The following is a 26272-nucleotide window of genomic DNA, read 5'->3' on the forward strand; positions in this document are numbered from 1 at the left end:
GGCCTAGCGCAGTTCGTGCGCCCAGGGCGGGTTCGCCCCCGCGCGTGACACGGTGACGGCCGCCGCCCGGACACCAAGATCAAGCGCGTGGGCCAGCGTCGCCTCGTCCAGCGCCTCGAGCCCGGATCGGCTGAGCGCGCCCGCCGCGGCAAGCGCGGCAAGAACGGCTGCATTGAACGTGTCGCCGGCGCCCACGGTATCTGCAACCGTGACAGCAGGTGCCGGGGCATGGACCGCACTGCCTGCCCAGAAGGCGGTGGCGCCGCGCGCACCTTCGGTAACGATGACCACGCGCGGTCCCCGAGCGGTAAGCCCTTGTGCAACGTTCGTCATCTCGCCCGTGCCGCAGAGCCAGCGCAGATCCTCGTCCGACAGCTTGACGATATCGGCCATCGCGATCATGCGCCCGAGCCGGGCGCGATAGGCGGGTTCGTCCCGGATGAAGTCGGGGCGAATATTCGGATCCAGCATCGTGATCTGATCTGTCGCGCGGGTCATCATCGCCTCGAAGGCGCTGCCGCAGGGCTCGCTGGCAAGGCTGATCCCGCCCAGAAAGATGGCGCTGACCGAGCCGGGTATCGGAGGAAGGGCATCGGGGGCAAGGCTGCGCAGCGCGGTGTTTTCGTCATAGAAGGCATAGCGGGCCTGGCCGTCGTGCAGTTGCACGAAGGCAAGGGTGGTGGGCGCATCGGGGCGCGCACACAGGCTCGTATCAACCGAAGCCTCGGCAAGCGCCTTGTCCAGCATCTGGCCGAACAGATCCTGCGAGAGGCCGGAATAAAGCCCCGCGGGAACCCCCAGCCGCCCCAGCGCGATCGCGGTGTTGAACACGGCGCCACCGGGGCAGGGCAGGAAGGCAGGCTGCCCGTCGGCGGTCTGCCGTGGAAGCATGTCGATCAGGGCTTCTCCGCAGCAGAGGATCATGGCCGCTCCTTCAAGGGTATCGTTCGCAAGGATATGGCGTAATCGGCCGGCGGATCAAAGCGCTTTGACAACTGGAAGGTTGCTGGCAATGGAAAAGGGCCGCCCTGGGGCGGCCCTTCCGGGATGGCTGGAGGCCGAGGGGCCTAGTCGGCACCCTTCGCCAGTTGCCTTGGCCCGATGACGTTGCGCTGAAGCAGGAAGATGCCCACGGCAACCACCACCCCGATTGCGTCGGTCAGCCAGCTTCCCTCGATCATCGACAGTGCCGCGACCAGGATCACCGCCCGAAGCACCGGCCCGATGGTGCCGAAGAACCAGCCCTGGACCGCCGCCGACAGCAGCATCACGCCAAAGCCCGCGCTGACAAAGACGTGCAGGATGTCCAGCCATTCGCCCTGCATCAGCAATTCATGCGAACTGAAGAACATGAAGGGCACGATGAAGGCGGCAAGGCCCAGCTTGAATGCCTCGACCGAGGTGCGCATCGGCTCCGACCCGGAAATCGCCGCCCCGGCATAGGCGGCAAGCGCCACCGGTGGAGTGATGGCCGACATCACGGCATAGTAGAACACGAAGAAATGCGCCACCAGCACCGGAATGCCCAGCTGGATCAGACCCGGTGCCACGACAGCCGCCGCCACCGCATAGGCCGCCGTGGTAGGCATCCCCATGCCAAGAATGATCGAGATGCACATGGCGAAGAACAGGGCCAGAACCTGGCTTTGATCGGCAAGGCCCAGCAGCAGCGATGAAAACCGCGCGCCAACCCCGGTCAGGGCGATCACGCCCACGATGATCCCGGCGGCCGCGCAGACGGCGACAAGCTGGATCGACATCTTGGCCGCGAGGTCCAGCGCCCGATAGATTGCCGCCGGTCCCATCCGATAGGGGGTGAGCCACGACACCACCGCCGCCGAGGCCATGGCCCAGGTGCCTGCCCGGATGACGGTATAGCCCGCAAACAGCGTGTAGATCAGGATGATGATCGGCAGGAACAGGTAGACCTGACGGGCGAGAACGGCGAACTTGGGCAGCTCTTCCTTCGGCAGCCCCTTCATGTTCAGTTTCCGTGCCTGGAAATCGACCATGAAATAGACCGAGATGAAGTAGAGCACCGCCGGGATGATCGCCGCGACCACGATCTCGGTATAGGGGATGCCGGTCACCTCGGCCATGATGAAGGCGCCGGCGCCCATGATCGGGGGCAGGATCTGCCCGCCCGAGGAGGCCGTCGCCTCGATCCCGGCGGCGCTTTTGGCCGGATAGCCGACCTTCTTCATCAGCGGGATGGTCAGCGAACCGGTCGAGACCACGTTGCCGGCCGAGGTTCCGTTGATCATCCCCATCAGGCCCGAGGCGAAGATCGCAACCTTGGCCGGGCCGCCGCGCGCGCGCCCCGCCGCCGCAAAGGCGAAGTTCACGAAGTAATCGCCGACACGGCTGGCCTGGAGGAAGGCCGCGAAGGTGATGAAGAGGATGATATAGGTCGATGACACGGCCACCGGCGCGCCAAGGATGCCCTGATCGGTGAAGATATAGGTGAAGAACCGTTCCGGCGAATAGCCGCGGTGGTTGAGAAAGCCGGGCAGGTAGGGCCCGAAGAAGGAATAGCCGATGAAGACCGAGGCGATCACCACCAGCGCAAGGCCCGCCACGCGGCGCGTCAGCTCAAGGATCAGCAACACGCCGGCGAGCGCCGCATAATAATCGGGCGTCTGCGCCATGGCTGTGCCGGCCCGCAGCCGGATTGGTCCGACGTTGAACAGGATATATCCCGTCATCGCCAGCGCCGCCACGCCCAGCAGCCAGTCGGCGGGATGGGCGCCGGTCCGGTCCTTGTCGCCCCAGATCCAGCCGCAGACGATTGCGGCAACGGTTCCGATCACCAGCGGCAGCCCGAAAGTGCTGAACACGAAGGCTGCAGGCCGGGCGATGCCTGCAAACCACCAGCCGGCCCAGGCCCAGGCGACCATGGCCGCGCCATAGCCGATGCCCGCAACCGCCACCGCCAGCACGGCCCATTCCAGCGCGCCGCGGCGCGCCGTCTGGCCGGGATCGCGCGGCTTCAGCGTCAGGGCGGAATAGCTGAGAAAGCCGATGAACAGACCGCCGGCGATATGCAGCATCCGGTAGGTCCAGGTTTCAAGCGGATAAAGGTTCATCACCGCGATGTGGAATACGGTGTAGGCCACGCAGATCAGCGCGACGAACTGCTTCATCAGCCCGGCGAAATCGCGCTGGTTCGAGGCAAGCGGCTCGTCGTCGACGCCCTGCGCAATCATCGGGCCCGCGTCGGCGCCTGTGGTTGGAATCTGGGACATTAGCGTCTCCCCTGATGTCGGCGCAAAGGCGGGCGGGCCGGCGCTCGGATCATGCTGAAAGGAATGAGGGGCGGCCTGCGCCGCCCCGGGTGGCCGCGCCCCCGGGGGCGCAGGCCTGCATCGCGGGATCAGCCGCGCAGCTCTTCCGGGATCTCGATTCCGGCTTCGTCAAAGTAACGCACCGCGCCCGGATGGTAGGGCAGGAAGGTGTTCTTGTCGACGTTTTCCGGGATTGTCTCGGCGGCCGTCGCATGGATCTGCAGCATGCGATCGTTGTTTTCCATCACCAGCTTGGTGATTTCATAGGCAAGGCTTTCCGGCATGTCGGCATGGGCGACGGCAAAGTTCCACAGTGCCACCGTGGGGCCCTCGTCCGGGAAGCCTTGATAAAGCCCGCCCGGCACGTCGAATGCCGCGAGTTCCGGCATCGCCTCAAGCACCGTCGCACGCTCTTCTTCCGTGAAGCCGAAGATGTTGACTTGGGTTTCGGCCGCGATCTGCGCGAAGGCCGAGATCGGCACGCCGGCGGCAAAGGCGAAGGCGTCGATCAACCCGTCCTGCACCTGACCAACCGCATCGCTTGCACCCGAATAGCTCACGCGCGGCGAAACGCCGGCGGTTTCGAAGAAACGCGGCCAGTAGGTGGCTGCGGTGCCGCCCGCCGGGCCGACCGAAACGCGGCGACCATCCAGATCGGCGATGGATTCGATGCCCGAGCTGCGCAGCGCCACAACCTGGAAGGGCGTCTGATACATCGGGAACAGCGCGCGCAGGTTGGCGTGTTCGACGCCGGGGGCCAGTTCGCTGTTGCCGGTCCAGGCTTCATAGGCCGGACCCATGGTGACCAGACCGATCTGGTGATCGCCCATCTCGACCAGCGTCGCGTTCTGGACCGGACCGCCCGTCACCTCGGCCGAGGCGTTGACGCCGAGCGATTCCGTGATCAGGCCACCAAGCCCGGTGCCATAGATGAAGTAGGTTCCGCCCTGGCTGGCGGTGCCGATGGTCAGGTTCGACGGCCAGCCGTCACGATCCTGCGCAACGGCAGGGGCGGCAAGGGCAACGGCCGCAGCCGCTGCTGCGGCAAAGGTGGTAAAACGCATGACGTTCCTCCCAAGGGTTTCGGTGGGTATGAACCCATCCGGCGCACGGACCTCCTCCGAAGCCGGATGTGCGGCGTCAGAAGCGCGGTTCGGGGGCGGGAAGGCAATGGTCCTGCGACTGCGCGACCGCAAAAACCGGGGGTAGGGCGGCCGGAATGGGTGGATTAGGTGACATTGCCCCGGCGCGCATGGGCGGATTCCCCCCCATCAGTCGTCGTCGGGATCGCTGCCGCCGCCATACTGGGCCTTGTCGATCCCGTATTTCTGCATCTTCTCGTACAGCGTCTTGCGCGACAGGCCGAGCGATTCATAGACGGGTTTGAGCCTGCCGCCATGCGCGATCAGGGCCGAGACAAGGGCGCTGCGTTCAAATTCGGCCACGCGGTCCGACAGGCGGGCAGGGGCTGTGTCACCGGCGACATCGTGCAGTTGCAGGCCGATCCCCAGCGCGAAGCGATCCGCGGCGTTGCGCAGTTCTCGCACATTCCCGGGCCAGTCGCGCGCCGCGATTGCCGCCAGAACCTGCGGCGGCACGTTGACCGGATCGCGCCGGTGCCGCGCGGCTGCCTCGGCGACCAGCTTCAGGAACAGCAGCGGAATATCCTCGCGCCGCGCCGAGACGGGCGGAACCTGCAGCGTCACGACATTGAGCCGGTAGAGCAGATCGGCGCGGAACCGCCCCGCTGCCACCTCATCTTCCAGGGGCGTGCGGCTGGTGGCGATGAAGCGGACATCCAGGGGCCGGGCCTCGTTCGCGCCAAGGCGGTGGATCATCCGGTCCTGGATCACCCGCAGAAGCTTGCCCTGAACGTCGATCGGCATCGAGCCGATCTCGTCCAGAAGGATCGTCCCGCCCTGTGCGTGTTCGAACTTGCCATAGCGGGCGCGCATCGCGCCGGGAAACGCTCCGGCTTCATGGCCGAACAGCTCGCTCTCGATCAGGGTTGCGGGCAGGGCTGCGCAGTTGATGGCGACAAAGGGCTTGGTCGCCCGGGGCGAAAGATCATGCAGCGCGCGCGCAACCACTTCCTTGCCGGCCCCGGTTTCGCCCACGATCAGCACATCGGCATCGGCAGGGCCCACGGTGCGCAGCCGCCGCCTGAGGTCGATCATGGTCGGGGATCGTCCGACAAGCCGCTGTTCCAGATCGTCGATCTGGCCCGCGGCCGCACGCAGCACCCGGTTCTCCAGCACGAGCCGTCGGTAATCCAGGGCCCGGGTGGCGATTTCACCAAGTTGCGAGCCGCTGAAGGGTTTCTCGACGAAATCATAGGCGCCTTCGCGCATCGCCTTTACGGCAAGCTGGACATCGCCATGGCCGGTGACAAGGATCACCGGGATCTCGGCGTCCATGTCATGAATGCGGTTCATCAGGCTCAGCCCGTCAAGGCCCGGCATGCGGATATCGGTGATGACGATGCCGCGAAAGCCAAAGCCCACAAGATCAAGCACAGGTTCGGCCGCAGCAAAGGTCTCGACCTGGAAACCAGCCAGATCAAGCGCCTGCGCCGTGCTTTCCCGCAGATCGGGTTCGTCATCGACCAGAAGGATCTTGCCCGGGCTCATGTGACTGTGGTTCTGCCGCTGCGGATCAGTTCGATGATGAATTCCGCGCCACCGTCGGGATGATTCATCACGCGAAGTTCCCCGCCGAAGTCCTTGATGATATTGTAGGAGATCGACAGCCCGAGGCCAAGCCCCTTGCCCACCCCCTTGGTGGTGAAGAACGGATCGAAGATCCGCTCGACAATGGCATCCGGCACGCCCGGCCCGTGATCGCGCACCCGGATCACGGCACGCCCACCTTCGGCCCGGGCCGATACGGCAATCCGCCGGTCGGCCGAACCTTCGGCCGCATCGGCGGCATTCGAGATCAGATTGACCAGCACCTGTTGCAACCGGACGGCGCCAGCACGGACCAGCAGCGGCTCCGGGCCGGGATCGAACTCCAGCGTTGCATCGGCGGCGCGCAGACGGAAGGCGACGATTTCGCGCGTCTCGCTCATCACCTCGGTCACGGAAACCGTTTCGAGCCTGCTGTTGGGCTTGCGGGCAAAGTTGCGCAGGTGGCGGCTGAGTGTTGCCATCCGGTCTACAAGCGCCACCACGCGCGAGATGTTGTCGCGCGCGTCCTCGATCCGGTTCCGCTCGATCAGGACCAGCGCATTGTCGGCAAAGTTGCGGGCCGCGCCAAGCGGCTGGTTGAATTCGTGGCTCAGTGCAGCCGACATCTGTCCGAGGGCCGCGAGCTTTCCCGCCTGCACGAGGCTTGCCTGCGCGGTGCGCAATTCGGCTTCGGTCGCGCGACGCTCGGCCACCTCGGCCTCGAGCCTGCGGTTGACAGTGGCCAGTTCCGCGGTGCGTTCAACCACCCGTCGCTCCAGCTCGGCGCGCGCGTCACGTTGCAACTGCATCCGCTCCATAAGCCGCGCCCGGCGCTGCAACCAGACCGCAGCCATCATCGTGCCAAGGCCCACCAGCAGCAGCGCGACGATGACCGTCGTCAGGGCCTGCGCCCGCGCCGAAGCGGTATCAAGCAGGACCTGCACCGTCCAGCCGGCTTCGCTCATGTCCTCGGCCAGCACCAGGAATTCCCGTGTGCCCAGAACGTCGGTCAGGGCCATGAGCCGGTGACCCGCTTGATCGTCCGAAGTCACCGGCAGGGCCCGCAGCCGGGCATCGGCATAGCGGCGGGTCTGGTCGGTGCGGGCCAGCCTGTCGGGCGTCAGCGGCAGGATCGAACTGAAATGCCAGTCGGCGCGGCTGGCCATGAAGATGATGCCTTCGGGATCGGTGACGATGATCTCATAGTCTCCGCCCCGCCAGGTTTCCTCGATCCCGTCCACGTCGATCTTGAAGGCAACGACGCCCAGCACTGCATCCCCGTCGCGAATGGGCGCGCCGAAATAATACCCGCGCTTGAGCGAGGTGGTGCCAAGCGCAAAGAACCGGCCCTCACCGCCCGAGGCGGCGTCGAAGAAGTAGGGACGATAGGCAAAGTTCTCGCCCACGAAGGACACGTCGCTGTCGTGATTGTTGGCGGCAACCGTGGTGCCATCCTGCGTCATCACATAGATGTCCGAGGATCCGAGGAGGATGTTAACCTCCTTGAGATAGGCGTTTGCCTCGGCCACCACGGCCCGATCGCCGGGCGTCTGCACCACCTGCCGGATCAGATCCTGATCGGCGATCAGTTGAGGAAGGCGTTCGAACCGCGCCATCTGCCCGCGCAGCACCGCGACCGCCAGCCGCAGCGTGTTTTCCCCGCGCAGCGCGGCCGCATCGAAGTTCACCCGCGTGGCATAGCGCCCGCCCCAGGTTCCGATCACGATGACGAGGCCCAGCGCCAGCATCGTCAACCAGCGCCAGTGGTGGCGCACCAGTGCGCGTCGCAGGGCGGGGCCGGCAGAGGGCAGGGCGGCTGTGTGCGTCATCGTCCGGCTCCGGCCCCGGTGGCTGGGGCGAAAGGGGTCAGGCGTCGAAATCGGCCCAGATCGGCACGTGATCCGACGGCTTGTCTCCGGCGCGTTCGGCACTGTCGATCTGGCAGTCGCGCAGAAGATCGGCGGCTTGTGGCGTCAGCAGCAGGTGATCGATGCGGATCCCGTCATTGCGTCGCCAGGCTCCCGCCTGGTAATCCCAGAATGTATAATGCCCCGGGCCGAAATGACGGGCACGGAAGGCATCGGTGAAGCCCAGGTTGAGGATCCGCCGGTAGGCCTCGCGGCTTTCCAGCCGGAACAGCGCATCGTCGCGCCAGGCTTCGGGACGCGCCACATCCTCGTCCTGCGGGATGATGTTGTAGTCGCCAAGCATGACCGCAGGCTCTTCGCGCGCCAGCAGATCGCGGGCACGGACCTCAAGCCGCGCCATCCAGGCCAGCTTGTAGTCGTACTTCGGCCCCGGAGCCGGGTTTCCGTTGGGCAGATACATGCCGCAGATGCGGATCGCGCGCTTGCCCACCACCGTCGCCTCGATCCAGCGGGCCTGATCGTCGCCCTCATCACCGGGAAGGCCGCGAACGACATCCTCGAGCGGGAATTTCGACAGGATCGCCACGCCGTTGAAGCCCTTCTGCCCGTGGGTTTCCACGTTATAGCCGCGTTCCTCGAACATCTCGCGCGGAAAGGCTTCATCGACGGTCTTGATCTCTTGCAGCACCACCACATCGGGATGGGCGTGGTCAAGCCAGCGCGGCAGGGCCTCGGCCCGCGCCTTGATTCCGTTGATGTTGAAGCTTGCGATCTTCATGGGCGCCCCTTGTCCTGACCGCCCCTGAATAACGTGGATGGGTCAGATTGAAAAGCTGACGCCGCAGCCGCAGGAGCTGGAGGCGTTCGGGTTTTCGATCACGAAGCGCGCGCCGATCAGTTCTTCGGAAAAGTCGATGACGGCGTTCGACAGGAACGGCAGCGACACCGGATCAACCAGCACCTTCTGCCCGCCCTTTTCCAGCACCAGATCATCGGGCGCGGGATCGTCCAGCTTGATGTCATACTGGAAGCCGGAACAGCCGCCGCCCTCGACCGCGATGCGCAGCGCGCAGGGATTGCCGGCGGATTCGGCGATTTCGGCCAGCCGCTCGAAGGCGCGGTCGGTGACTCTGGGGGGAAGCGTCAGGTCCATGGCGTCCATTTCGGCATTTCAGGATGTTACCCGATCGAATATAAGCGCGGGGAACGCCCACGACAAGAACGGGAGCCCCATGCTCGCCAGCTATGCCTCGGACCCCGCCCGGACGCGCGGCCGCCTTTACCCCGAACGGATGAGCACCTTCCGCAGCGAGTTCCAGCGCGACCGCGACCGGATCATCCACTCGTCAGCCTTCCGTCGGCTCAAGCACAAGACGCAGGTGTTCGTGGAACATGAGGGCGATTACTACCGCACGCGCCTGACCCATTCGATCGAGGTGGCGCAGGTGGCCCGCACCATCGCCGGCGTCCTTGGCCTGAACGAGGAACTGGCAGAGGCGGTGGCGCTGGCCCACGATCTTGGCCACACCCCCTTCGGCCATACAGGGGAGGATGCGCTGGGCGAGCTGATGGCCCCCTATGGCGGGTTCGACCACAATGCGCAGGCGATCCGGATCGTGACCTCGCTGGAACGGCATTATGCCGATTTCGACGGGCTGAACCTGACCTGGGAGACGCTGGAAGGGATCGCCAAGCATAACGGCCCGGTGGTCGGAGAGATCCCCTATGCCCTGGCCGAGTTCAACGCCCTCTACGATCTGGAGTTGCACACCCATGCAAGCGCCGAGGCACAGGTCGCTGCGATCGCCGATGATGTGGCCTATTCTCATCACGATCTGCACGATGGTCTGCGGTCGGGCCTGTTCACCGAGGCCGACCTGATGGAACTGCCCGTAACCGGCCCCGCCTTCGAGGAAGTGGATCGCCTTTACCCCGGCCTCGACCCGATGCGGCGGCGACACGAGGCGCTGCGGCGCGTCTTCGGCGTTCTGGTCGAGGATGTCATCGCCGTGGCCCGCGCGCGCCTTGATGCGGCACAGCCGCAATCGGCCGATGATATCCGCGCGATGGGCACCACGATCATCCGCTTCTCCAAGAAGCTCTACATGGAGCTGAAATCCATCCGCAGCTTCCTGTTCCACCGCATGTATCGGGCGCCTAGCGTCATGGAAGAACGTGCGCGGGTGACGGCCATGGTCTGCGAGCTCTTTCCGCTGTACATGGCGCGCCCGGAACTGCTTCCGTCCGAATGGCGCGAGGATGTGGCGCGGGCCCGGGATGAACAGGCTTTGGCCCGGATCGTTTCGGATTATGTTGCGGGGATGACGGATCGTTTCGCGATTCAGGAGCACGGCCGCCTGCTGGGCTGACGCCGTCCCGTCCTGTGCTGGCCCTGCGTTCAGGGCGTGAGGCACCGGGCGCGTCGCCGATCAGGCGCCCGGGCACGGGAACTGCGCCCATTGTCTTTGTGAACCGCGGACCAAAGCCTCGGGAGGCCGGAGATGCGGGGCGTTCCTGCGCCTGGCCCTACCACCGCCGCCCTACGAGAAACGCCGCCGCGGCGGCGATCAGCAGCGACAGGGCAAGCGCCGGTTCACCCCCGGCGCCGGGCACGACCTGATAGCCAACCAGAAGCGTAACTCCGGCGGCGGCAAGAACGGCGGCAAGCAGCAGGGCAAAACGGGCAGGGGGCATGGGAACTCCTTTCTGTTGATCTGGGCATGCCGCCGGCGGAATGGAAGCGTGCGGTGGATCACCAGTTCGTCTCTCCGGCCCCGAACCCAGAGGCGCCGCGGGGGCATGCCAAGGTCCGGGACCCGCGTGGCGCCGGAGGGGTGCGGATCGCCGCCGCCGGACGGCCTCTTGCCCCGCAGGCGGGAACCCGGCGTCAGCCGCGGCGGCGACGGCTGCGGGATGCGGCGGCGGGATCGATTCCCGTGCCATCACCTGCCGAAGAAAGGGCGCCGAGGGCCGCGGTGATCTGGTCAAGCGTCGGGCGTGGACCAGGCGGTCGGGTTTCCAGTGCGCCGCGCATCGCGCGCAGATGGGCAGGCATCGTGCCGCAGCATCCGCCAATGATGCGGGCCCCGGCGTCGCGGGCCAGGACCGCATATTCCGCCATCAGGTCCGGCGTGCCGTCGTAGTGAAGACTGCCATCGCGGTATCTGGGAATCCCGGCGTTGCCCTTGGCGATGAGCGGCCGTTCCGTGCCCTGCGCGGCAAAGCCGAGAAGGGTGCGCAAGAGATCCGAGGCCCCCAGTCCGCAATTGGCGCCAAAGGCGAGCGGCGGCCAGTCCAGCCGCTCGACCAGGGTGACCATTTCTGCCGGGGTCAAGCCCATCATTGTGCGGCCGGCAGTGTCAAAGCTCATGGTGGCACACCAGGGCATGCCGGCGAGGCGGGCAGCTTCGGCGATGGCGCGAAGCTCTTCCGGGGCCGATATCGTTTCGGCCCAAAGGACGTCGGCACCGCCGTCGCGCAAGGCCTCGGCCTGCTGGTGGAAAATCTCTACCGCAGCTGCCTGCGACAGACGCCCCATCGGGGCCATGATTTCCCCGGTAGGGCCCATCGAGCCTGCCACGACGACGGGCCGGCCGGCGCCGTCGGCGATCTCGCGCCCGAGTTCGGCAGCGGCCCTGTTCAGTTCGGCCACCCGCCCCTCGGCCTGATGAAGCCGCAGCCGGCTTGCGTTCGCGCCGAAGCTGTTGGTCAGGAACAGATCCGATCCAGCCTCGACCGCGCTTCGATACAGGCCGCGGATCTGATCGGGTGCCGTAACGTTCCACAGTTCCGGCGCCGCGCCCGCAGGCAGCCCCATGTTGAACAGCGTGGTCCCGGTGGCGCCATCGGCCAGAAGCCATGACCGTTCGCACAGCAGGCGGGACAGCGGATCGCCCATCAAGGCAGCCTTTCGAACCAAAGGGGGCGGCCCTCTGGCCGCCCTTCATCACACAGGATGTCATGATTCCCGGCCTTCGCCAAATGGCTTCCCGCCGGCAATTTAGTCGAACTTCGTCGATACGCACCGGTCAAAGACGCGGGCCGGATCGCCGGGCCTCAGCCCTCGTCGGTCAGCTGCGCCTTCGCGACGAGCAGAAGCTCGTTCATCCGGGCGCGGATCTCGCTGTCGCTGGCGCGGGGGCCCAGATCGGCCGAAAGCTTGCGGATGACGTCTTCGTGGCCGGCTTCCTCGAAATCGGCCTTGACCACCGACATCGCATAGGCGTCGGCCTCGGCGCCTTCCTTGCCCAGAAGGCCCGCAGCCCAAAGCCCCAGCAGCTTGTTGCGGCGGGCGATTGCCTTGAACTCCATCTCGGCGTCATGGGCAAACTTGGCCTCGAAGGCGCGCTCGCGCTCGTCAAAGGTGGGCATGTCGTGGCTCCTCACGGTGTTGCAGGTCCTGACGGAAGATATGCCCTTGGCCGCGCGCCCCCGCAAGGGCCGGCAGGCGGCAGGACGATTGGCCGCGACATCCTTGCGACATTGGGCGGCTTGGCCTATAGGAAGCGCAAAGCGCGGCCAGTCCCGCGCAGCATACCGGAGTTCCCATGGCACCACGTCGCACCAAAGTATACGAGGGCAAGGCAAAGATCCTTTACGAAGGCCCCGAGCCTGGGACGCTGATACAGTATTTCAAGGATGATGCCACCGCCTTCAACGCGCAGAAAAAGGACGTGATCGAAGGCAAGGGCGTGCTGAACAACCGGCTGTCCGAGTTCTTCATGAGCGGGCTGAACGCGATCGGTGTGCCGACACACTTCATCCGCCGGCTCAACATGCGCGAACAGCTCATCCGCTCGGTCGAGATGATTCCCCTCGAGGTCGTGGTGCGCAACTATGCCGCCGGTTCGATCTCCAAGCGGCTGGGCATCGAAGAAGGGACGGCCCTGCCGCGCCCGATCGTCGAGTTCTACTACAAGGACGATGCGCTGGGCGATCCCATGGTTTCGGAAGAACACATCATCGCCTTCGGCTGGGCCAGCCAGCAGGATCTGGATGACATGGTGGCGCTGGGCCTGCGTGTGAACGACTTCATGTCGGGCGTGATGATGGGGGTCGGCATCCGGCTGGTGGATTTCAAGATCGAGATCGGCCGCATCTGGGAGAACGACTATCAGCGCCTGGTCGTCGCCGACGAGATCAGCCCCGACAGCTGCCGCCTGTGGGATATCGAGACCGGCCGCAAGCTGGACAAGGACGTGTTCCGGCGCGATCTGGGCAACCTTGCGGATGCCTATACCGAAGTGGCACGGCGTCTGGGCGTGCTGCCCAGAAACGCGAACAATGTCACCAAACCGACCCTGATCAACTGAGAGGCGCCAATGTCGCAGATGCTGAAAGCCCGCGTGCATGTCATGCTGAAGGACGGGGTGCTTGACCCTCAGGGCGAGGCGGTGCGCCATGCGCTGGGCACGCTCGGTTTTGCCGGCGTTCAGGGTGTGCGTCAGGGCAAGGTGATCGAGCTGGATCTGGCCGCGACCGACCGCGCCGCAGCGGAGGCCGAGGTGCGCGCCATGTGCGAAAAGCTGCTCGCCAATACCGTGATCGAGAAGTATTCGGTCGAGATCGCCTGAGGCCTGCCAGCCGGAGAAATGCCATGAAAGCCGCCGTCATCACCTTCCCCGGATCGAACTGCGATCGCGATCTTGCCGTGGCCTTCGAGGCGGCCGGTGCCGACGTGGTCCGCGTCTGGCACAAGGACACCGCCTTGCCTGCCGGCGTGGATGTGGTCGGCGTGCCGGGCGGGTTCTCGTTCGGGGATTACCTGCGCTGCGGGGCGATTGCCGCACGTTCGCCCATCGCCGCGGCGGTCGTGGATCATGCGCGTCGGGGCGGCTTCGTGCTGGGCGTCTGCAACGGCTTTCAGGTCCTGACCGAGGCCGGGCTGCTGCCCGGCGCCCTGATGCGCAATGCCGGATTGAAGTTCGTCTGCAAGCCGGTGACGCTGCGCGTGACAACCGCCGACAGCGCCTTCACCTCGGGCTGGGCAAAGGGCACCGAAATCGTGGTGCCGGTGGCGCATCACGACGGCAACTATACGGCCGATGCCGAAACCCTTGCGGCTCTGCAGGGCGAGGATCGGATCGCCTTTACCTATGCGCAGAATCCGAACGGGTCGGTTGCGGATATCGCCGGCATCCTGTCCGCGAACCGCCGGGTGCTCGGGATGATGCCGCATCCCGAACGTGCGATCGATCCTGCGCAAGGCAGCGCCGATGGATCGGTGCTTTTCCGCTCGGTTCTGGGTGCGTTCACTGCGGCCTGATGTGCGCCGCTTGAGGCGGGCCTGGCGCGCGCGTATCCTGCGGCGCATGAACCTGCGCAATGACCTTGCCGATGCGGCCGATCCGACGCCACCGCTGACCGAACGCCTGACCTGGCGGATGCGGCTGGTCATCGGCGGGCTGATGGTGCTTGCCATCGTGGTGATCTGGACCACCAATGTCTGGCTGACCGACAGGTTCACCGAAAGCACGCGCAATCGCGCCGAGTTGCGGCTGGTGCTTTATTCCGGCAACCTGCAAAGCGAATTGCAGCGCAATTCCGTGGTGCCCCTGCTGCTGGCCCGTGATCCGGAGTTGATCAATGCCCTGCGGACCGAGGATTTTTCGCGCACCTCGCAGCGGCTGATTTCCTTTCAGGGCGAGATCGGGGCGGCCTCGCTTGTGCTTCTGGATGCAAGCGGGCGGACGGTGGCGGCGACCGATCGCAACCTTCTGGGCACCAATCACCGGCAGGATCCTTATTTCGTCGAGGCGCAGCGCTCGAAAGACACCGTTTTCACGGCCGCGCGCCGCGAAACGGGCGGATATGAATTCACCTTTGCGCGGGCGGTGCTGCACGAGAACCGGGTGATCGGTGTCGTTGCGGTCGAAGTGGACCTGATGAAATACGAACGCGCCTGGGCCGGCCTGACCGATGCCGTGGCCGTGACCGACAGCGAGGGCTATGTCATCCTCTCGACCGAGCCGCGCTGGCGGGGTCTGAGCATGGATGAGGCGCTTGCGGTGCGCGATGCGCCCTCGGCGATCCAGCGCGCCCTGCGCGCCCCGGCCGACTGGGGGCAGGAACGGCCCGACGCCTATCTGCGCGGCGAGGCAGTGATGCGCAACGAGGCGCGCATTCCGTTCCGTGGCTGGCGCATCGTCTCGTTCACCCGCTACGACTCGGTCCGGGAACGGGTGAACGGCGTGCTGGCCCTGGAAATCATGGGCTTCGCGGTGCTCCTGGCCTTCACCTTCTACATGATGTCGCGCCGCGCCTGGTCACAATCGGCGGTGTTCCAGCAGGAATCCGCGGAACTGCGCCGGCTCAACGCGCGTTTGCAACGCGAGATCGCCGAACGCGAGAAGGTGCAGAAAGATCTGGCGGTGGCAGAACAGACGCTGGCACAATCCTCCAAGCTGGCTGCCCTGGGCGAAATGTCGGCGGCGGTCAGCCATGAACTGAACCAGCCGCTGGCCGCGATGAAGACCTATCTGGCGGGGGCAAGGCTTCTGCTTCAGCGCAAGCGCACCGACGAGGCGGTCGCCTCCTTCCAGCGGATCGACGACCTGATCGAGCGGATGGGCGCCATCACGCGCCAGCTCAAATCCTATGCGCGCAAGGGCGGCGAGGCCTTCGAGCCCGTGGACCTGCGCACCTGCGTGTCCTCGGCGCTGGCGATGATGGAGCCGCAACTGAAGGAGCGTGAAGTCAAGATCACCCGCACCCTGCCGCGCAAGCCGGTGATGGTGATGGCTGATCGCCTCCGGCTGGAGCAGGTCATCATCAACCTTCTGCGCAATGCGCTGGATGCCACGAAGGGCGTGCGCGATCCGCATGTGGATCTGCTGCTGAGCCAGGGTGAAACCGCGATTCTTGCGGTACGCGACAACGGGCCGGGGATCGAGGATCTCGATAATCTGTTCGAGCCCTTCTACACCACCAAGAAGCCGGGCGAGGGCGTGGGCCTTGGCCTTGCGATTTCGTCGGGGATCGTCACCGACCTGGGCGGGCGCCTGACCGCGCGCAATGGTGAAGGGGGCGGGGCTGTATTCGAGGTCCAGCTTCCCATATTGACAAGTGAAACACAGGCAGCCGAGTGAGGAAAAATGGGTCGTTCGATGAAAGTCGCGATTGTCGATGATGAACAGGACATGCGCCAGTCGATCAGCCAGTGGCTGGCTCTGTCGGGGTTCGAGACCGAGACCTATCCCTCGGCCGAGGATGCGCTGAAGGCACTGGGGCCGGAATTTCCGGGCGTCGTCGTCTCCGACATCAAGATGCCGGGGATGGACGGGATGGCGTTCCTCAAGCGTCTGATGAGCATGGACAGCGGGCTGCCCGTCATCATGATCACCGGCCATGGCGATGTGCCGATGGCGGTCGAGGCGATGCGCATCGGCGCCTATGACTTTCTGGAGAAGCCCTTCAATCCCGACCGCATGACCGAACTGGCAAAACGCGCCACGCAGGTGCGGCGCCTGACGCTGGACAACCGCGCGCTGCGTCGGGAATTGTCCGATGGCTCGGTGTTGATGAAGAAGTTGATCGGCACCTCGGCGGTGATGGAGCGGCTGCGCGAAGACATCCTTGATCTGGGCCAGGCCGACGGGCATGTGCTGATCGACGGGGAAACCGGCACCGGCAAGACGCTTGTCGCCCATGCCCTGCATGCGGTGGGGCCGCGGGCGGGCAAGAAGTTCACGGTGATATCCTGCGCCGCCTATTCCGAGGATCAGCTTGCCGCCAAGCTGTTCGGCCCGACCGACGAGGGCGATGGTCTGCCACTTATCGAAGAGGCGCGCGGTGGCACCCTTTGCCTTGAGGATGTCGAGGCGCTGAGCCAGTCGTTGCAGGCGCGGCTTCTGACCTTCATCAACGATCAGGGCACGCCGGCGGAAACGCGGATCGTTGCAATCTGCAACGAACATGCGCCCGACAAGACGGTCGAGGATGCACTGCGTCCGGATCTCTATTACCGGCTTGCCGCACTCAAGATCACGCTGCCCCCTTTGCGGATGCGGGGCGAAGATATCCTGACCCTGTTCACCCGCTATTCCGAGCAGTTTTCGGAGGAATATGGCTGCGATGCCCCCGAGGTCACCGCGCAGGAGGCGGCGCAGCTTCTGCAGGCACCCTGGCCCGGCAATGTTCGCCAGCTGATCAACATCGCCGAACGCGCGGTGCTGCAGAACCGGCGTGGCTCGGGCTCGATCGCATCGCTGCTCATGGCTGACAACGAAGCTGCCGGCCCGGCCCTGACCACCGAAGGCAAACCGCTGAAGGAATATGTGGAAGCCTTCGAGCGGATGCTGATCGACAACACGATGCGCCGCCACAAGGGCGCGATCACGGCGGTGATGGAAGAGCTTTGCCTGCCGCGCCGCACCCTGAACGAAAAGATGGCGAAATACGCGCTGAGCCGGTCGGATTACCTCTGACGGGGCTTGCGCCCCGCGCTGAACCGGGGGCGGGTGAAAAAACCGATTGTGTTTCACCCGCCAACCCCGATAAGGTCGGGAAATGCGGGCCTGCATTTTCATGCGCCCCACATGAGTTTCGCTGTTTCCGGTCACCAAGCGCCATGTGCTGCGACGTTTCCGGACAGACCGTTTGGCCGCAAGGCCGCAAGATTGCCCGTCGTGCGTGATGCCGGGGTATTTATTCGGAACGGGCGCCGCGCCTGCGGCCCCTTTACAGGACTGCGATGACGCGCGCTGGACTTGATTGGCGGAAAACAGGAAGGTCTTTGGCCTCTGTTCCGCACTGTCCCGCAGCACTGATCGCCTCAACAGATCACCCGCTTCAACCGGATCTGACCCTGCGCCTTGGCGCGGGGGCAGGCCGATTGCGCCGGTGCAATGGAAGACTATGGCCAAGAAAATGCTTATCGATGCCACCCACGCGGAGGAAACCCGCGTCGTGGTGGTGGACGGAACGCGCGTCGAGGAATTCGATTTCGAGACCGCAAACAAACGGCAGCTTGCCGGCAATATCTACCTCGCCAAGGTAACACGGGTAGAGCCTTCGCTTCAGGCGGCCTTTGTGGATTACGGCGGGAACCGGCACGGGTTCCTGGCCTTCTCGGAGATCCATCCGGATTATTACCAGATCCCTACTGCGGACCGTCAGGCGCTTCTGGAAGAAGAACGCGCCTATGCCCGTGCGCAGGAGGAAGAGGAAAACCGCCCGCGTCGCAGCAGCCGCAAACCTGCGCCCAAGGCGGAAGCCCTGGCAAGCGATGATGCCGTACAGACCGGCGAAATCCAAGAACAGGATGCAACCCAGCGGTCGCCCAGCAGCATGGATGTCGTCGATCTCGGCGAGGATCAGGACGGCGCCGGCCTTGTTCACGACCGTGACGAGGGCGACACGGGTCCTGACCGCACCGATCGTCAGGCCGATGAGGACGGGCAGCCTTATGCCGCCGTCGATCATGCGACCGAGATCGACTCGGAGATCGAGTCGATTGCGGACGAGGATGTGAGCGAGGAAATCCGCCAGCCGCGCAAGCCGCGCCCCCGTCGCTACAAGATCCAGGAAGTGATCAAGGTGCGCCAGATCATGCTGGTGCAGGTGGTGAAGGAAGAGCGCGGCAACAAGGGTGCGGCGCTGACCACCTATCTGTCGCTTGCCGGCCGTTACTGTGTGCTGATGCCGAACACCGCCCGCGGGGGCGGCATCTCGCGCAAGATCACCAATGCCGCGGACCGCAAGAAGCTGAAGGAAATCGCCGCCGAGATCGAGGTTCCGGAAGGCGCCGGCCTGATCGTGCGCACGGCGGGCGCGCAACGCACCAAGACCGAGATCCGTCGCGACTACGAATACCTCGTGCGTCTGTGGGAACAGATCCGCGAACTGACGCTGAGGTCGATCGCACCAGCCCCGATCTACGAGGAAGGTGATCTGATCAAGCGCTCGATCCGTGATCTTTACAACCGCGAGATCGATGAGGTTCTGGTCGAGGGTGTCGAGGGCTATCGCGTGGCCAAGGACTTCATGAAGATGATCATGCCGTCCCACGCCAAGAACGTGAAGCATTACACCGACCAGCTGCCGCTGTTCGCCCGGCATCAGGTGGAAAGCTACCTTTCGGGCATGTTCAATCCGACCGTGCAGCTGAAATCCGGTGGCTATATCGTGATCGGCGTGACCGAGGCGCTGGTGGCGATCGACGTGAACTCGGGCCGGGCGACCAAGGAAGGCTCGATCGAGGACACCGCGCTCAAGACGAACCTTGAAGCGGCCGAAGAGATTGCCCGCCAGCTGCGCCTGCGTGATCTGGCCGGCCTGATCGTCATTGACTTCATCGACATGGAAGAGCGCAAGAACAACGCTGCCGTCGAGAAGAAGCTCAAGGACAAGCTCAAGACCGATCGCGCCCGCATCCAGGTGGGGCGGATTTCGGGCTTTGGCCTTCTGGAAATGAGCCGCCAGCGCCTGCGCCCCGGCATGATCGAAAGCACGACCCAGCCGTGCCCGCATTGCCACGGCACCGGGTTGATCCGGTCGGACGACAGCCTTGGCCTGTCGATCCTGCGCCAGCTTGAGGAGGAGGGCACGCGCAAACGTTCGCGCGAGGTGCTGCTCAAGGCGCCGGTGGATGTGGTCAACTTCCTCATCAACCAGAAGCGGGAGCACATCGCCCAGATCGAGGCCCGGTATGGCATGGCAGTTCGGATCGAGGTTGATCCGACGCTGGTGAGCCCGAACTTCTCGATCGAGAAGTTCAAGACCGCGACGCGGGTTGTGGCCGAGGTCGTTTCTCCGGTTGTATCGGTGGATACGTCGGCCATGCCCGAGGTCGAGGAAGAGGACATCGAAGAGGATGTAGTGACCGAAACCGCGGCGCCGGCCGAGGCCGAGGCGACCGAGGGCGAGGGCAACGGCAAGAAGCGCAAGCGCCGCCGGCGCCGGCGTCGGGGGTCGAACGGCAGTAACGGCACCGAGCTTCGCGACGACACGGTCGAAGATGAGGCCGATACCGCACCGGAAGCAGGTGATGCCGCCCAGGATCTTGCCACGGCCGTGACCGAGGAAACCCCGGCTGCCGATGCGGAAGCCGATGCTGCAGCAGTGGCGGAACCCCCGGCAGCAGAAACGGTCGCTGCCGAGACGCCGAAGACCACCCGCTCGCGCAGCCGGAGCCGGAGCAGGAAGCCGGCGCAGCCCGAGGCAGAGGCACCGCAGGTCCCGGCCGAGGCGGCTCCAGCGGAGGAACCTGCCGTCGAGCCCGCAGCTGAGGCCGCGCCGGCCAAGCCCAAGCGGACGCGCAGCCGCAAGACCAAGGCGCAGCTTGCTGCCGAGGCAGAAGAGGCCGCTCGCATGGCAGAGGCAGCGGCGGCAGGAGAAGCGGCCTCGGCCTTTGCCGAGGCCAATCCCGAACCCGCGGCCGCAGTGCATGATGCCGGCGAAATCCCCGCACAGGATGCGACCGCGAGGGCCGAGGCCGCGCCGGAGCCCAGGGCGACACCGGCAGCCACTACCGAGACCGAGGCGGAACCCGCGACGGCGGCAGGGCCCGCAGCCGAAATGGTGGGCGCCGCGGAACCGGCCGCCATTGCCGCGCAAAAGGCAGAGGCGGAGCAATCCCTGCCCGAGGCTGCCCCGGTCCTGCCCGAACCGGTTTCGGCCGAGGATACCGGCACGCCCTCCGAGGAGCTGCAGGTTGCAGGATCGGAAGGCGAGACGCCTGAAAGCGACCGGCCGAAGCGCAGGGGCTGGTGGAACCTCGGTCGCTGAACCGGGCGACTTGATCGGACGCCGGGGCCTTCGCGCCCCGGCGTTTTTCTTTGCGCCCCGGCGTCCCGGCTTACGACCATGTGACTCTGCGTCGCGTGACGCGCGGCGCCGGATCGCGTAAGCGGGGGTCGGAAAGGGATCATCATGTTCGGAATCGATCTTCTGGATGCCGGGCTCGTGCCGGCCGGGACGGTGGCGCTGCTGGCAGGCGTCCTGTCCTTCCTGAGCCCCTGCGTCCTGCCCATTGTCCCACCCTATCTTGCATATATGGGCGGGATCTCGATGACCGATCTGCGGGGAGAAAAACGGCGCCGCGCCGTGCTTCCGGCGCTGTTCTTCGTGATGGGCCTCTCGACGGTGTTCCTGATCCTGGGCTTCACGGCCTCGGCGATGGGAATGTTCTTCCTGCGAAACCAGGAGGTGTTCGCCCAGGTCTCGGGCGTTGTGGTGATCGTGTTCGGGCTGCACTTCCTGGGCGTGTTCCGCATCCCGATTCTTGACCGCGAGGCACGGCTGGATGCCGGCGATCACGGGGGGTCGGCGGCCGGTGCCTATGTGCTGGGGCTGGCCTTTGCCTTTGGCTGGACGCCCTGCATCGGTCCGCAACTGGGGGCGATCCTGTCGCTGGCAGCCTCGGAGGCCTCGGTCGCCAGGGGCACGGCGCTTCTGGGGATCTATGCAGCAGGCCTCGGCATTCCCTTCCTGCTGGCGGCGCTGTTCATCGAGCGGGCGATCGGCGTGATGAACCGGTTGAAGCGGCACATGAAAACCATTGAGCGCGTCTCGGGTATCCTGCTGATCGCTGTGGGCCTTGCGCTGCTGACGGGCGCCTTCTCGGCCTTTTCGTGGTGGCTGCTTGAAACCTTCCCGGCGCTCAGCGTTCTTGGATAGCGATGCTGCCCCGCAGCAAGGGCTTAACTTCGTCGGGTCTTTCCCCTAGCTTGTGCCCGAGAGAGGGACATGCATGGACGACAAACTTGCCGCACGGGCGGATCGGCCGGTCCGGCGCAGGGTGGTGTTCTACCTGCCGGGCTATGACCCGTTCCCGCCCCGCCGCTACCGCGAGCTTTACCGCAAGGAGGGCGCCCGTCAGGCGGAGATTTCGGGCTACAGCCTCGCGCTGACCCCGCGCGCCGGGCGCGATGAACCCTATGGCTGGGATATCGAGATCGTCGCAGACGGGTCCGAGACCCGCAGCCGGATACATATCCTGCACTGGACGGATATCGTGCGCCAGTCGATGAACATGGGCGTGCTGGCGACCTACCTGCTCCTGGTGCGCACCTTCTGGATCTATCTCTCGACCGGGGTGATGACGCGGCTGTTCCGGCTGCGCAAGGGGCCGGTGATCACCGCGATGTATCCGGTGGTGATGCTGCTGGGGCAACTGGCCGTGGCTCTGGGCTTGGCCGGACTGATCTGGTGGTTGGCCGCGCAGCGGCTGCCGCACTGGGTCGCGCTGCCGCTTGGCCTTGTGGTGGTGCCGCCGGTGCTGTGGAAGTTTCGCCAGATGGACGGCAAGCTGTTCGTCTATTACCTGCTGCATGACTATGCCTTCACTGCCCGGCATCTGGGTGAAAACCCGCCGGAACTGGAGCAACGCATGGCCGCGTTCGTGGCCCTGATCGGCGCGGCCCTGTCCGAGGATGTCGACGAGGTGCTGGTCGTCGGCCATTCTTCGGGCGTGCATCTGGGGGTGTCGATCCTTGCCGATGTGATCCGCGCGGGCCATTGCCGCCCGGACGGGCCGCTTCTGGCCTTCCTGTCGTTGGGGCAGGCGGTGCCGATGCAAAGCTTTCTGCCTGATGCCGCGCGATTGCGCGCCGATCTGCATTACCTGTCCGAGCGGGACGAAATCACCTGGATCGACATCTCCGCCCCGGCCGATGGCTGCTGCTATGCTCTGTGCGACCCGGTTGCGGTGTCAGGGGCGGCGGGGCCGGGCAAACGCTGGCCGCTGGTGCTGTCGGCGGCGTTCAGCCAGACTCTTCTGCCCGAAACCTGGGCACGGTTGCGGCGGCGCTTTTTCCGACTGCATTTCCAGTATCTGTGCGCCTTCGACAAGCCGGGCGATTATGACTATTTCCTGATCACCGGCGGCCCGCGCAGCCTTGCCGCGCGGTTTGCAGGGCGCCAGCCCTCGGCGCAGCGGAAGGAAACGGTGCTGTCGCCGCATCTGGGGCGCGCGCCCGAATGATCCGTCCGCCCAAGCCGCCGGCCCGCCCGGACAAGGTCTCTTTCTGGCGCTACGTCCGGCTGTTCCGGCAGGACCTGCTTTCCGCGCATCCGGCGCGGCTCTATCGCGCCTGGATGGCCGAATTCCGGACGCCCTTCTTCCGCAGCTTTGTCGTCAACGACCCATCGGTCCTGCGGGTGATCCTGAACGAACGGCCCGACGATTTCCCGAAATCCGAAAGGGTCCGCCACGGGCTTGCGCCGCTTCTGGGCAATTCGGTTTTCGTGACCAATGGCCCGGTGTGGAAACGTCAGCGGCGCATCATTGATCCTGCGTTTGAAGGCGGACGGCTGCGCGACACCTTCCCGGCAATGTGGGCGGCGGCCGAGGCGGCGACGGCGCGGCTGGCCAGCCAGAGCCCGGGCCTTGTCGAGGTCGAGCAGGAGGCCAGCCATGCGGCGGCAGATGTCATCTTTCGCACCTTGTTCTCGATACCCATCGAGCATGAGATCGCGTCGCGTGTCTTCAGCGAGTTTCGTGCCTATCAGCGCAACCAGCCGATCGTGAATGTGGCGGCGCTGCTGCCCTTCGCGCGCTGGCTGCCGCGCCTGCACCGCCGTTCGACGCTTCGCGCGGCGCGGGTGATCCGTGGGCTGATCACCGACCTGACGGCGGCGCGGATGGCCGAGATCGCCGCAGGCCGCGCGCCCGACGATCTGGCCACGAAGATCATGACCACCAGCGATCCCGAAACCGGCGCACGGTTCGATACCGCCGAAATGGTCGATCAGGTGGCGATCTTCTTTCTGGCCGGCCATGAAACCAGTGCTTCGGCGCTGGGCTGGGCGCTTTACCTTCTGGCGCTGTTCCCCGAGGCGCAGGCCCGCGTGGCGAACGAAGCCGCGGGCCTGACGCCCGAATTTGCGGCCCTGTCGCGGCTGCGCTTTACCCGGGATGTGTTCCGCGAGGCGCTGCGCCTTTACCCGCCGGTGCCAATGATGGTGCGCGAGAACCTGATGCAAGAGCAGTTTCGCGATCGCGATGTTGCGCCGGGCGGGCAGTTCGTTCTGTCGCCCTGGCATCTGCACCGGCACGAGCGTCTGTGGGACAGGCCGGATGATTTCGATCCTGACCGATGGCAGACCGATCCGGGGCGCGCCTCGGCGCGCGGCGCCTACATGCCGTTCTCGTCGGGGGCGCGGGTCTGCCCGGGGGCAGGATTCGCCATGGCGGAAGGGGTGCTGCTGCTGGCGATGCTGGTGCGCAGCCTGCGTTTCGAAACAGTGCCCGGAAAGGTGCCGATGCCGGTCGCGCATCTGACGGTACGGGCAAGGGACGGAATCTGGCTGCGGATCAGCCCGCGCGAAAGTGCTTTGACAGTTTGAGCCCCTGGCCTTGATAGTTCGAGGCGATGCCGGCGCCATAAAGCGTTTCGGGAACCTCGGCCATCCGCTCGTAGACCAGCCGCCCGACGATCTGACCATGTTCCAGCACGAAGGGCGCCTCGTGGCAGCGCACCTCCAGTACGCCGCGCGATCCCTGACCGCCCGCTGCCGCATGGCCGAAGCCCGGGTCGAAGAATCCTGCGTAATGCACCCGGAATTCGCCCACCATCGCCAGGTAGGGCGCCATTTCCGCCGCATGGGTCGGAGGGATATGCACCGCCTCGCGGCTTACGAGGATGTAGAAAGCACCCGGATCAAGGATGATCTGCCCGTCCTGGCTGCGTACCTCCTCCCAGAAGGCCGACGGTTGATAGGCGCCCAGCCGGTCCAGATCGATGACGCCGGTATGCGGCTTGGCGCGCCATCCGACAAGGTCGGTGCCGGCGGGGCGCAGATCCACCGAAAAGCCCAGCCCGTCCGAGATGACCGCCTCGCCTGATACGAGCCGATGCGCCTTGTGAAGCGCGCGCAGTTCATCATCGGCAAGCACGGCATGACCGCGGCGAAACCGGATCTGGTTCAGCCGCATCCCCGGCCGGACGAGCACCGAAAAGGAGCGGGGGCAGATCTCGGCATAAAGCGGGCCGGCATAGCCGGCGGGAATCCGGTCAAACTCGGTCCCGCCGTCGGTGATGGTCCGCGTCAGCAGATCAAGCCTGCCGGTGGAGCTTTTGGCATTGGCAACCGCCTGTATGTCCCTTGGCAGGGCCAGATGCTCCATCAGGGGCACCACATAGACGCAGCCCTTTTCCAGGACGGCGCCGTCGGCAAGATCGACGCGGTGCATTTCGAATTCCTGGAGGCGCTCGGCCACGCTGCGCCCGGCGCCCGCCAGAAACGAGGCGCGCACCCGATAGGCAACCGTGCCAAGCCGCAGGTCGAGGCTCGCGGGCTGCACCTGATCCTGAAGCAGCGGCGCATCGGGCCGGATCTGCCCGCGGGCGACCATGTCGCGCAGGGTCTGTGCCGGAAGAACGCCGATCTGGTTCATGTCTTGCCCCTTGATGCAGGAACGCCCGCGGCATTGCTGCCACGGGCGTTTCCTTGTTGGTCGGGCCGGCGAGATTCGAACTCGCGACCTTCCGCCCCCCAGACGGACGCGCTAACCAGGCTGCGCCACGGCCCGACGCGGGCATACATACTGACTTTGTCGGCAGGGGCAAGCGCGAAAGCGGCCAAACGGGTTTCCAGACGGCAAAAAAAGCGGAAACCCTTTCCACCCAGAGGCTTGCTCGGCTCTACGGCGTGCGCAGCCGGTCACGCAGCAGCGCCAGACGGTCGCGCAGTGCGCGAAGCTTGCCCCGGTCGGCTATGGCTCCTTCGGGAAGATTCCTCAGCCGCGCGGCAAGACGTCGGTCGGTCCAGGCGTGGGGCTGGGGAGGGGCTTCCTGTTCTCCGCGTTTTTCGGCAGGTTCCGCCTGCACAGCCGCTTGCGCAAGCGCCGCGTCGGTTTCCTGCGGAACATCTGCGACGGTCACCTGCTCTGGCGCAACGGCCGATTGCGGCACGGATTCAGCCTCATGCGACTCGTCGCTCCTGGCAAGCGTGTCCGTCGTGTCGCGCGCCGCATCATCCGGCGAATGCGACGGATCCGGCGCAACGCTGGCGGCGCGCCTGTTCTGCCCGGCCGCATCCCGCATGCCTTGTTCGGGCGTGGTGGGGCGAGGGCGCGCGGCGCGCAGCATCACCACATTGGCAGGGGCCTTGGGCGCGGGTTCTTCCATGGCATCAAGTATCATCGGCGCCTCGTCCTCGGCGCTGTCACTGTCAAGGATCTGCCCCTGAAGCGCCGGGCTGCCGAAGGCGTCCTCGCCCGGCGCATCGGCCAGGCTGGAGACGAACTTGGCCCCCTGTTCATTCAGAAGCTTCTGCACGCCCCGGATTGTCATGCCTTCTTCATGCAGAAGCTTCTTTATCCCCGCCAGAAGCACCATGTCGCTGGGGCGATAATAGCGGCGCCCCCCGGCGCGCTTGATCGGCCGCACCTCGGGAAACTTCGTTTCCCAGAAGCGCAGCACATGTGAGGGCGTGCTGAGCCAGTCCGCGACCTCGCTGATCGTTCTGAAGGCCTCGCGGGACTTTTCCATACTCTTTACCAGTGTTT

22 protein-coding genes and 1 tRNA gene are annotated in these 26272 nt (G+C 65.5%); 10 read left to right on the forward strand and 13 right to left on the reverse strand.

Translation table 11 applies throughout. The features are described 5' to 3' along the window. Positions 1-3 precede the first annotated feature (3 nt). The 7 genes from ACFQXB_RS07750 to ACFQXB_RS07780 form a co-directional block, all read right to left on the reverse strand. Positions 4-924 (reverse strand): carbohydrate kinase family protein, encoded by a 921-nt coding sequence (locus tag ACFQXB_RS07750; protein WP_377401655.1) that lies wholly within the window; start codon positions 922-924, stop codon positions 4-6. A gap of 143 nt (positions 925-1067) precedes the next feature. Further along, positions 1068-3245: a TRAP transporter permease gene (locus ACFQXB_RS07755; protein ID WP_377401658.1), complete on the reverse strand. Its 2178-nt coding sequence runs from the start codon at positions 3243-3245 to the stop codon at positions 1068-1070. Positions 3246-3373: 128 nt separating this feature from the next. Continuing rightward, on the reverse strand, positions 3374-4348 hold the full coding sequence (locus ACFQXB_RS07760) for a TAXI family TRAP transporter solute-binding subunit (protein WP_377401661.1): 975 nt from the start codon (positions 4346-4348) through the stop codon (positions 3374-3376). 207 nt (positions 4349-4555) lie between these two features. Next, the gene (locus tag ACFQXB_RS07765; RefSeq protein ID WP_377401664.1) at positions 4556-5914 is read right to left on the reverse strand and encodes a sigma-54-dependent transcriptional regulator; all 1359 of its coding nucleotides are present in this window, start codon (positions 5912-5914) and stop codon (positions 4556-4558) included. Continuing rightward, a complete protein-coding gene (locus tag ACFQXB_RS07770; RefSeq protein WP_377401667.1) occupies positions 5911-7782 on the reverse strand; it encodes an ATP-binding protein in 1872 nt (623 codons plus the stop codon). Before ACFQXB_RS07770 ends, ACFQXB_RS07765 begins: the two co-directional genes overlap by 4 nt. 37 nt (positions 7783-7819) lie before the next feature. Beyond that, positions 7820-8599: an exodeoxyribonuclease III gene (gene xth, locus ACFQXB_RS07775; protein ID WP_377401670.1), complete on the reverse strand. Its 780-nt coding sequence runs from the start codon at positions 8597-8599 to the stop codon at positions 7820-7822. Positions 8600-8641: 42 nt separating this feature from the next. Continuing rightward, positions 8642-8974, reverse strand: coding sequence for a HesB/IscA family protein (locus ACFQXB_RS07780; RefSeq protein WP_377401888.1), 333 nt, complete (start codon positions 8972-8974; stop codon positions 8642-8644). Positions 8975-9053: 79 nt separating this feature from the next. On the opposite strand from ACFQXB_RS07780, the gene ACFQXB_RS07785 reads away from it, so the two are divergent. Next, on the forward strand, positions 9054-10190 hold the full coding sequence (locus ACFQXB_RS07785; RefSeq protein WP_377401673.1) for a deoxyguanosinetriphosphate triphosphohydrolase: 1137 nt from the start codon (positions 9054-9056) through the stop codon (positions 10188-10190). 157 nt (positions 10191-10347) lie between these two features. Here the strand turns inward: ACFQXB_RS07785 and ACFQXB_RS07790 are convergent, their stop codons facing one another. From ACFQXB_RS07790 to ACFQXB_RS07800, 3 genes are all read right to left on the reverse strand, one after another. Then, positions 10348-10515 (reverse strand): hypothetical protein, encoded by a 168-nt coding sequence (locus tag ACFQXB_RS07790; protein ID WP_377401676.1) that lies wholly within the window; start codon positions 10513-10515, stop codon positions 10348-10350. A 193-nt stretch (positions 10516-10708) separates the two neighbouring features. Beyond that, on the reverse strand, positions 10709-11719 hold the full coding sequence (gene bmt / locus ACFQXB_RS07795) for a betaine--homocysteine S-methyltransferase (protein ID WP_377401679.1): 1011 nt from the start codon (positions 11717-11719) through the stop codon (positions 10709-10711). 158 nt (positions 11720-11877) lie between these two features. Next, positions 11878-12192, reverse strand: coding sequence for a DUF1476 domain-containing protein (locus ACFQXB_RS07800; RefSeq protein ID WP_377401682.1), 315 nt, complete (start codon positions 12190-12192; stop codon positions 11878-11880). 176 nt (positions 12193-12368) lie between these two features. Between ACFQXB_RS07800 and purC the strand changes: the two genes are divergently transcribed. The 9 genes from purC (at position 12369) to ACFQXB_RS07845 (ending at position 24108) form a co-directional block, all read left to right on the forward strand. After that, positions 12369-13133 (forward strand): phosphoribosylaminoimidazolesuccinocarboxamide synthase, encoded by a 765-nt coding sequence (gene purC, locus ACFQXB_RS07805; protein ID WP_377401685.1) that lies wholly within the window; start codon positions 12369-12371, stop codon positions 13131-13133. A gap of 21 nt (positions 13134-13154) precedes the next feature. Then, positions 13155-13394, forward strand: coding sequence for a phosphoribosylformylglycinamidine synthase subunit PurS (gene purS / locus ACFQXB_RS07810; protein ID WP_377401891.1), 240 nt, complete (start codon positions 13155-13157; stop codon positions 13392-13394). Positions 13395-13417: 23 nt separating this feature from the next. Next, a complete protein-coding gene (gene purQ / locus ACFQXB_RS07815) occupies positions 13418-14086 on the forward strand; it encodes a phosphoribosylformylglycinamidine synthase subunit PurQ (RefSeq protein ID WP_377401688.1) in 669 nt (222 codons plus the stop codon). Positions 14087-14204: 118 nt separating this feature from the next. Continuing rightward, the gene (locus ACFQXB_RS07820) at positions 14205-15908 is read left to right on the forward strand and encodes a sensor histidine kinase (RefSeq protein ID WP_377401894.1); all 1704 of its coding nucleotides are present in this window, start codon (positions 14205-14207) and stop codon (positions 15906-15908) included. 6 nt (positions 15909-15914) lie between these two features. Further along, positions 15915-17246 carry a sigma-54-dependent transcriptional regulator gene (locus ACFQXB_RS07825; protein WP_377401691.1) on the forward strand — a complete coding sequence of 444 codons (1332 nt, stop codon included), beginning with the start codon at positions 15915-15917 and terminating at the stop codon, positions 17244-17246. 430 nt (positions 17247-17676) lie between these two features. Beyond that, positions 17677-20547 carry an Rne/Rng family ribonuclease gene (locus ACFQXB_RS07830; protein ID WP_377401694.1) on the forward strand — a complete coding sequence of 957 codons (2871 nt, stop codon included), beginning with the start codon at positions 17677-17679 and terminating at the stop codon, positions 20545-20547. Positions 20548-20691: 144 nt separating this feature from the next. Further along, positions 20692-21438 (forward strand): cytochrome c biogenesis CcdA family protein, encoded by a 747-nt coding sequence (locus ACFQXB_RS07835; RefSeq protein WP_377401697.1) that lies wholly within the window; start codon positions 20692-20694, stop codon positions 21436-21438. Between the two features lie 73 nt (positions 21439-21511). Next, positions 21512-22744 carry a hypothetical protein gene (locus ACFQXB_RS07840; protein WP_377401700.1) on the forward strand — a complete coding sequence of 411 codons (1233 nt, stop codon included), beginning with the start codon at positions 21512-21514 and terminating at the stop codon, positions 22742-22744. After that, a complete protein-coding gene (locus ACFQXB_RS07845) occupies positions 22741-24108 on the forward strand; it encodes a cytochrome P450 (protein ID WP_377401703.1) in 1368 nt (455 codons plus the stop codon). The genes ACFQXB_RS07840 and ACFQXB_RS07845 overlap by 4 nt, the downstream gene beginning before the upstream one ends. Here the strand turns inward: ACFQXB_RS07845 and ACFQXB_RS07850 are convergent. The 3 genes from ACFQXB_RS07850 to ACFQXB_RS07860 form a co-directional block, all read right to left on the reverse strand. Beyond that, positions 24077-25159: a 2'-deoxycytidine 5'-triphosphate deaminase gene (locus tag ACFQXB_RS07850; RefSeq protein ID WP_377401706.1), complete on the reverse strand. Its 1083-nt coding sequence runs from the start codon at positions 25157-25159 to the stop codon at positions 24077-24079. The two genes, ACFQXB_RS07845 and ACFQXB_RS07850, sit on opposite strands and share 32 nt — an antisense overlap. 57 nt (positions 25160-25216) lie before the next feature. Continuing rightward, positions 25217-25294: transfer RNA gene (locus tag ACFQXB_RS07855), tRNA-Pro, on the reverse strand. Positions 25295-25406: 112 nt separating this feature from the next. Beyond that, a complete protein-coding gene (locus tag ACFQXB_RS07860; protein ID WP_377401709.1) occupies positions 25407-26255 on the reverse strand; it encodes a MerR family transcriptional regulator in 849 nt (282 codons plus the stop codon). Between the last annotated feature and the right edge of the window lie 17 nt (positions 26256-26272).

It is taken from the genome of Halodurantibacterium daqingense, from assembly GCF_042666235.1.
Taxonomy (GTDB): Bacteria; Pseudomonadota; Alphaproteobacteria; order Rhodobacterales; family Rhodobacteraceae; genus Halodurantibacterium; species Halodurantibacterium daqingensis.

Bases quoted from the DNA above. Each gene is read 5' to 3' on its own strand.
- ACFQXB_RS07750 (WP_377401655.1), bottom strand. From the start codon at position 924: ATGATCCTCTGCTGCGGAGAAGCCCTGATCGACATGCTTCCACGGCAG.
- ACFQXB_RS07755 (WP_377401658.1), bottom strand. From the start codon at position 3,245: ATGTCCCAGATTCCAACCACAGGCGCCGACGCGGGCCCGATGATTGCG.
- ACFQXB_RS07760 (WP_377401661.1), bottom strand. From the start codon at position 4,348: ATGCGTTTTACCACCTTTGCCGCAGCAGCGGCTGCGGCCGTTGCCCTT.
- ACFQXB_RS07765 (WP_377401664.1), bottom strand. From the start codon at position 5,914: ATGAGCCCGGGCAAGATCCTTCTGGTCGATGACGAACCCGATCTGCGG.
- ACFQXB_RS07770 (WP_377401667.1), bottom strand. From the start codon at position 7,782: ATGACGCACACAGCCGCCCTGCCCTCTGCCGGCCCCGCCCTGCGACGC.
- xth (WP_377401670.1), bottom strand. From the start codon at position 8,599: ATGAAGATCGCAAGCTTCAACATCAACGGAATCAAGGCGCGGGCCGAG.
- ACFQXB_RS07780 (WP_377401888.1), bottom strand. From the start codon at position 8,974: ATGGACCTGACGCTTCCCCCCAGAGTCACCGACCGCGCCTTCGAGCGG.
- ACFQXB_RS07785 (WP_377401673.1), top strand. From the start codon at position 9,054: ATGCTCGCCAGCTATGCCTCGGACCCCGCCCGGACGCGCGGCCGCCTT.
- ACFQXB_RS07790 (WP_377401676.1), bottom strand. From the start codon at position 10,515: ATGCCCCCTGCCCGTTTTGCCCTGCTGCTTGCCGCCGTTCTTGCCGCC.
- bmt (WP_377401679.1), bottom strand. From the start codon at position 11,719: ATGGGCGATCCGCTGTCCCGCCTGCTGTGCGAACGGTCATGGCTTCTG.
- ACFQXB_RS07800 (WP_377401682.1), bottom strand. From the start codon at position 12,192: ATGCCCACCTTTGACGAGCGCGAGCGCGCCTTCGAGGCCAAGTTTGCC.
- purC (WP_377401685.1), top strand. From the start codon at position 12,369: ATGGCACCACGTCGCACCAAAGTATACGAGGGCAAGGCAAAGATCCTT.
- purQ (WP_377401688.1), top strand. From the start codon at position 13,418: ATGAAAGCCGCCGTCATCACCTTCCCCGGATCGAACTGCGATCGCGAT.
- ACFQXB_RS07820 (WP_377401894.1), top strand. From the start codon at position 14,205: ATGCGGCTGGTCATCGGCGGGCTGATGGTGCTTGCCATCGTGGTGATC.
- ACFQXB_RS07825 (WP_377401691.1), top strand. From the start codon at position 15,915: ATGGGTCGTTCGATGAAAGTCGCGATTGTCGATGATGAACAGGACATG.
- ACFQXB_RS07830 (WP_377401694.1), top strand. From the start codon at position 17,677: ATGGCCAAGAAAATGCTTATCGATGCCACCCACGCGGAGGAAACCCGC.
- ACFQXB_RS07835 (WP_377401697.1), top strand. From the start codon at position 20,692: ATGTTCGGAATCGATCTTCTGGATGCCGGGCTCGTGCCGGCCGGGACG.
- ACFQXB_RS07840 (WP_377401700.1), top strand. From the start codon at position 21,512: ATGGACGACAAACTTGCCGCACGGGCGGATCGGCCGGTCCGGCGCAGG.
- ACFQXB_RS07845 (WP_377401703.1), top strand. From the start codon at position 22,741: ATGATCCGTCCGCCCAAGCCGCCGGCCCGCCCGGACAAGGTCTCTTTC.
- ACFQXB_RS07850 (WP_377401706.1), bottom strand. From the start codon at position 25,159: ATGAACCAGATCGGCGTTCTTCCGGCACAGACCCTGCGCGACATGGTC.
- ACFQXB_RS07860 (WP_377401709.1), bottom strand. From the start codon at position 26,255: ATGGAAAAGTCCCGCGAGGCCTTCAGAACGATCAGCGAGGTCGCGGAC.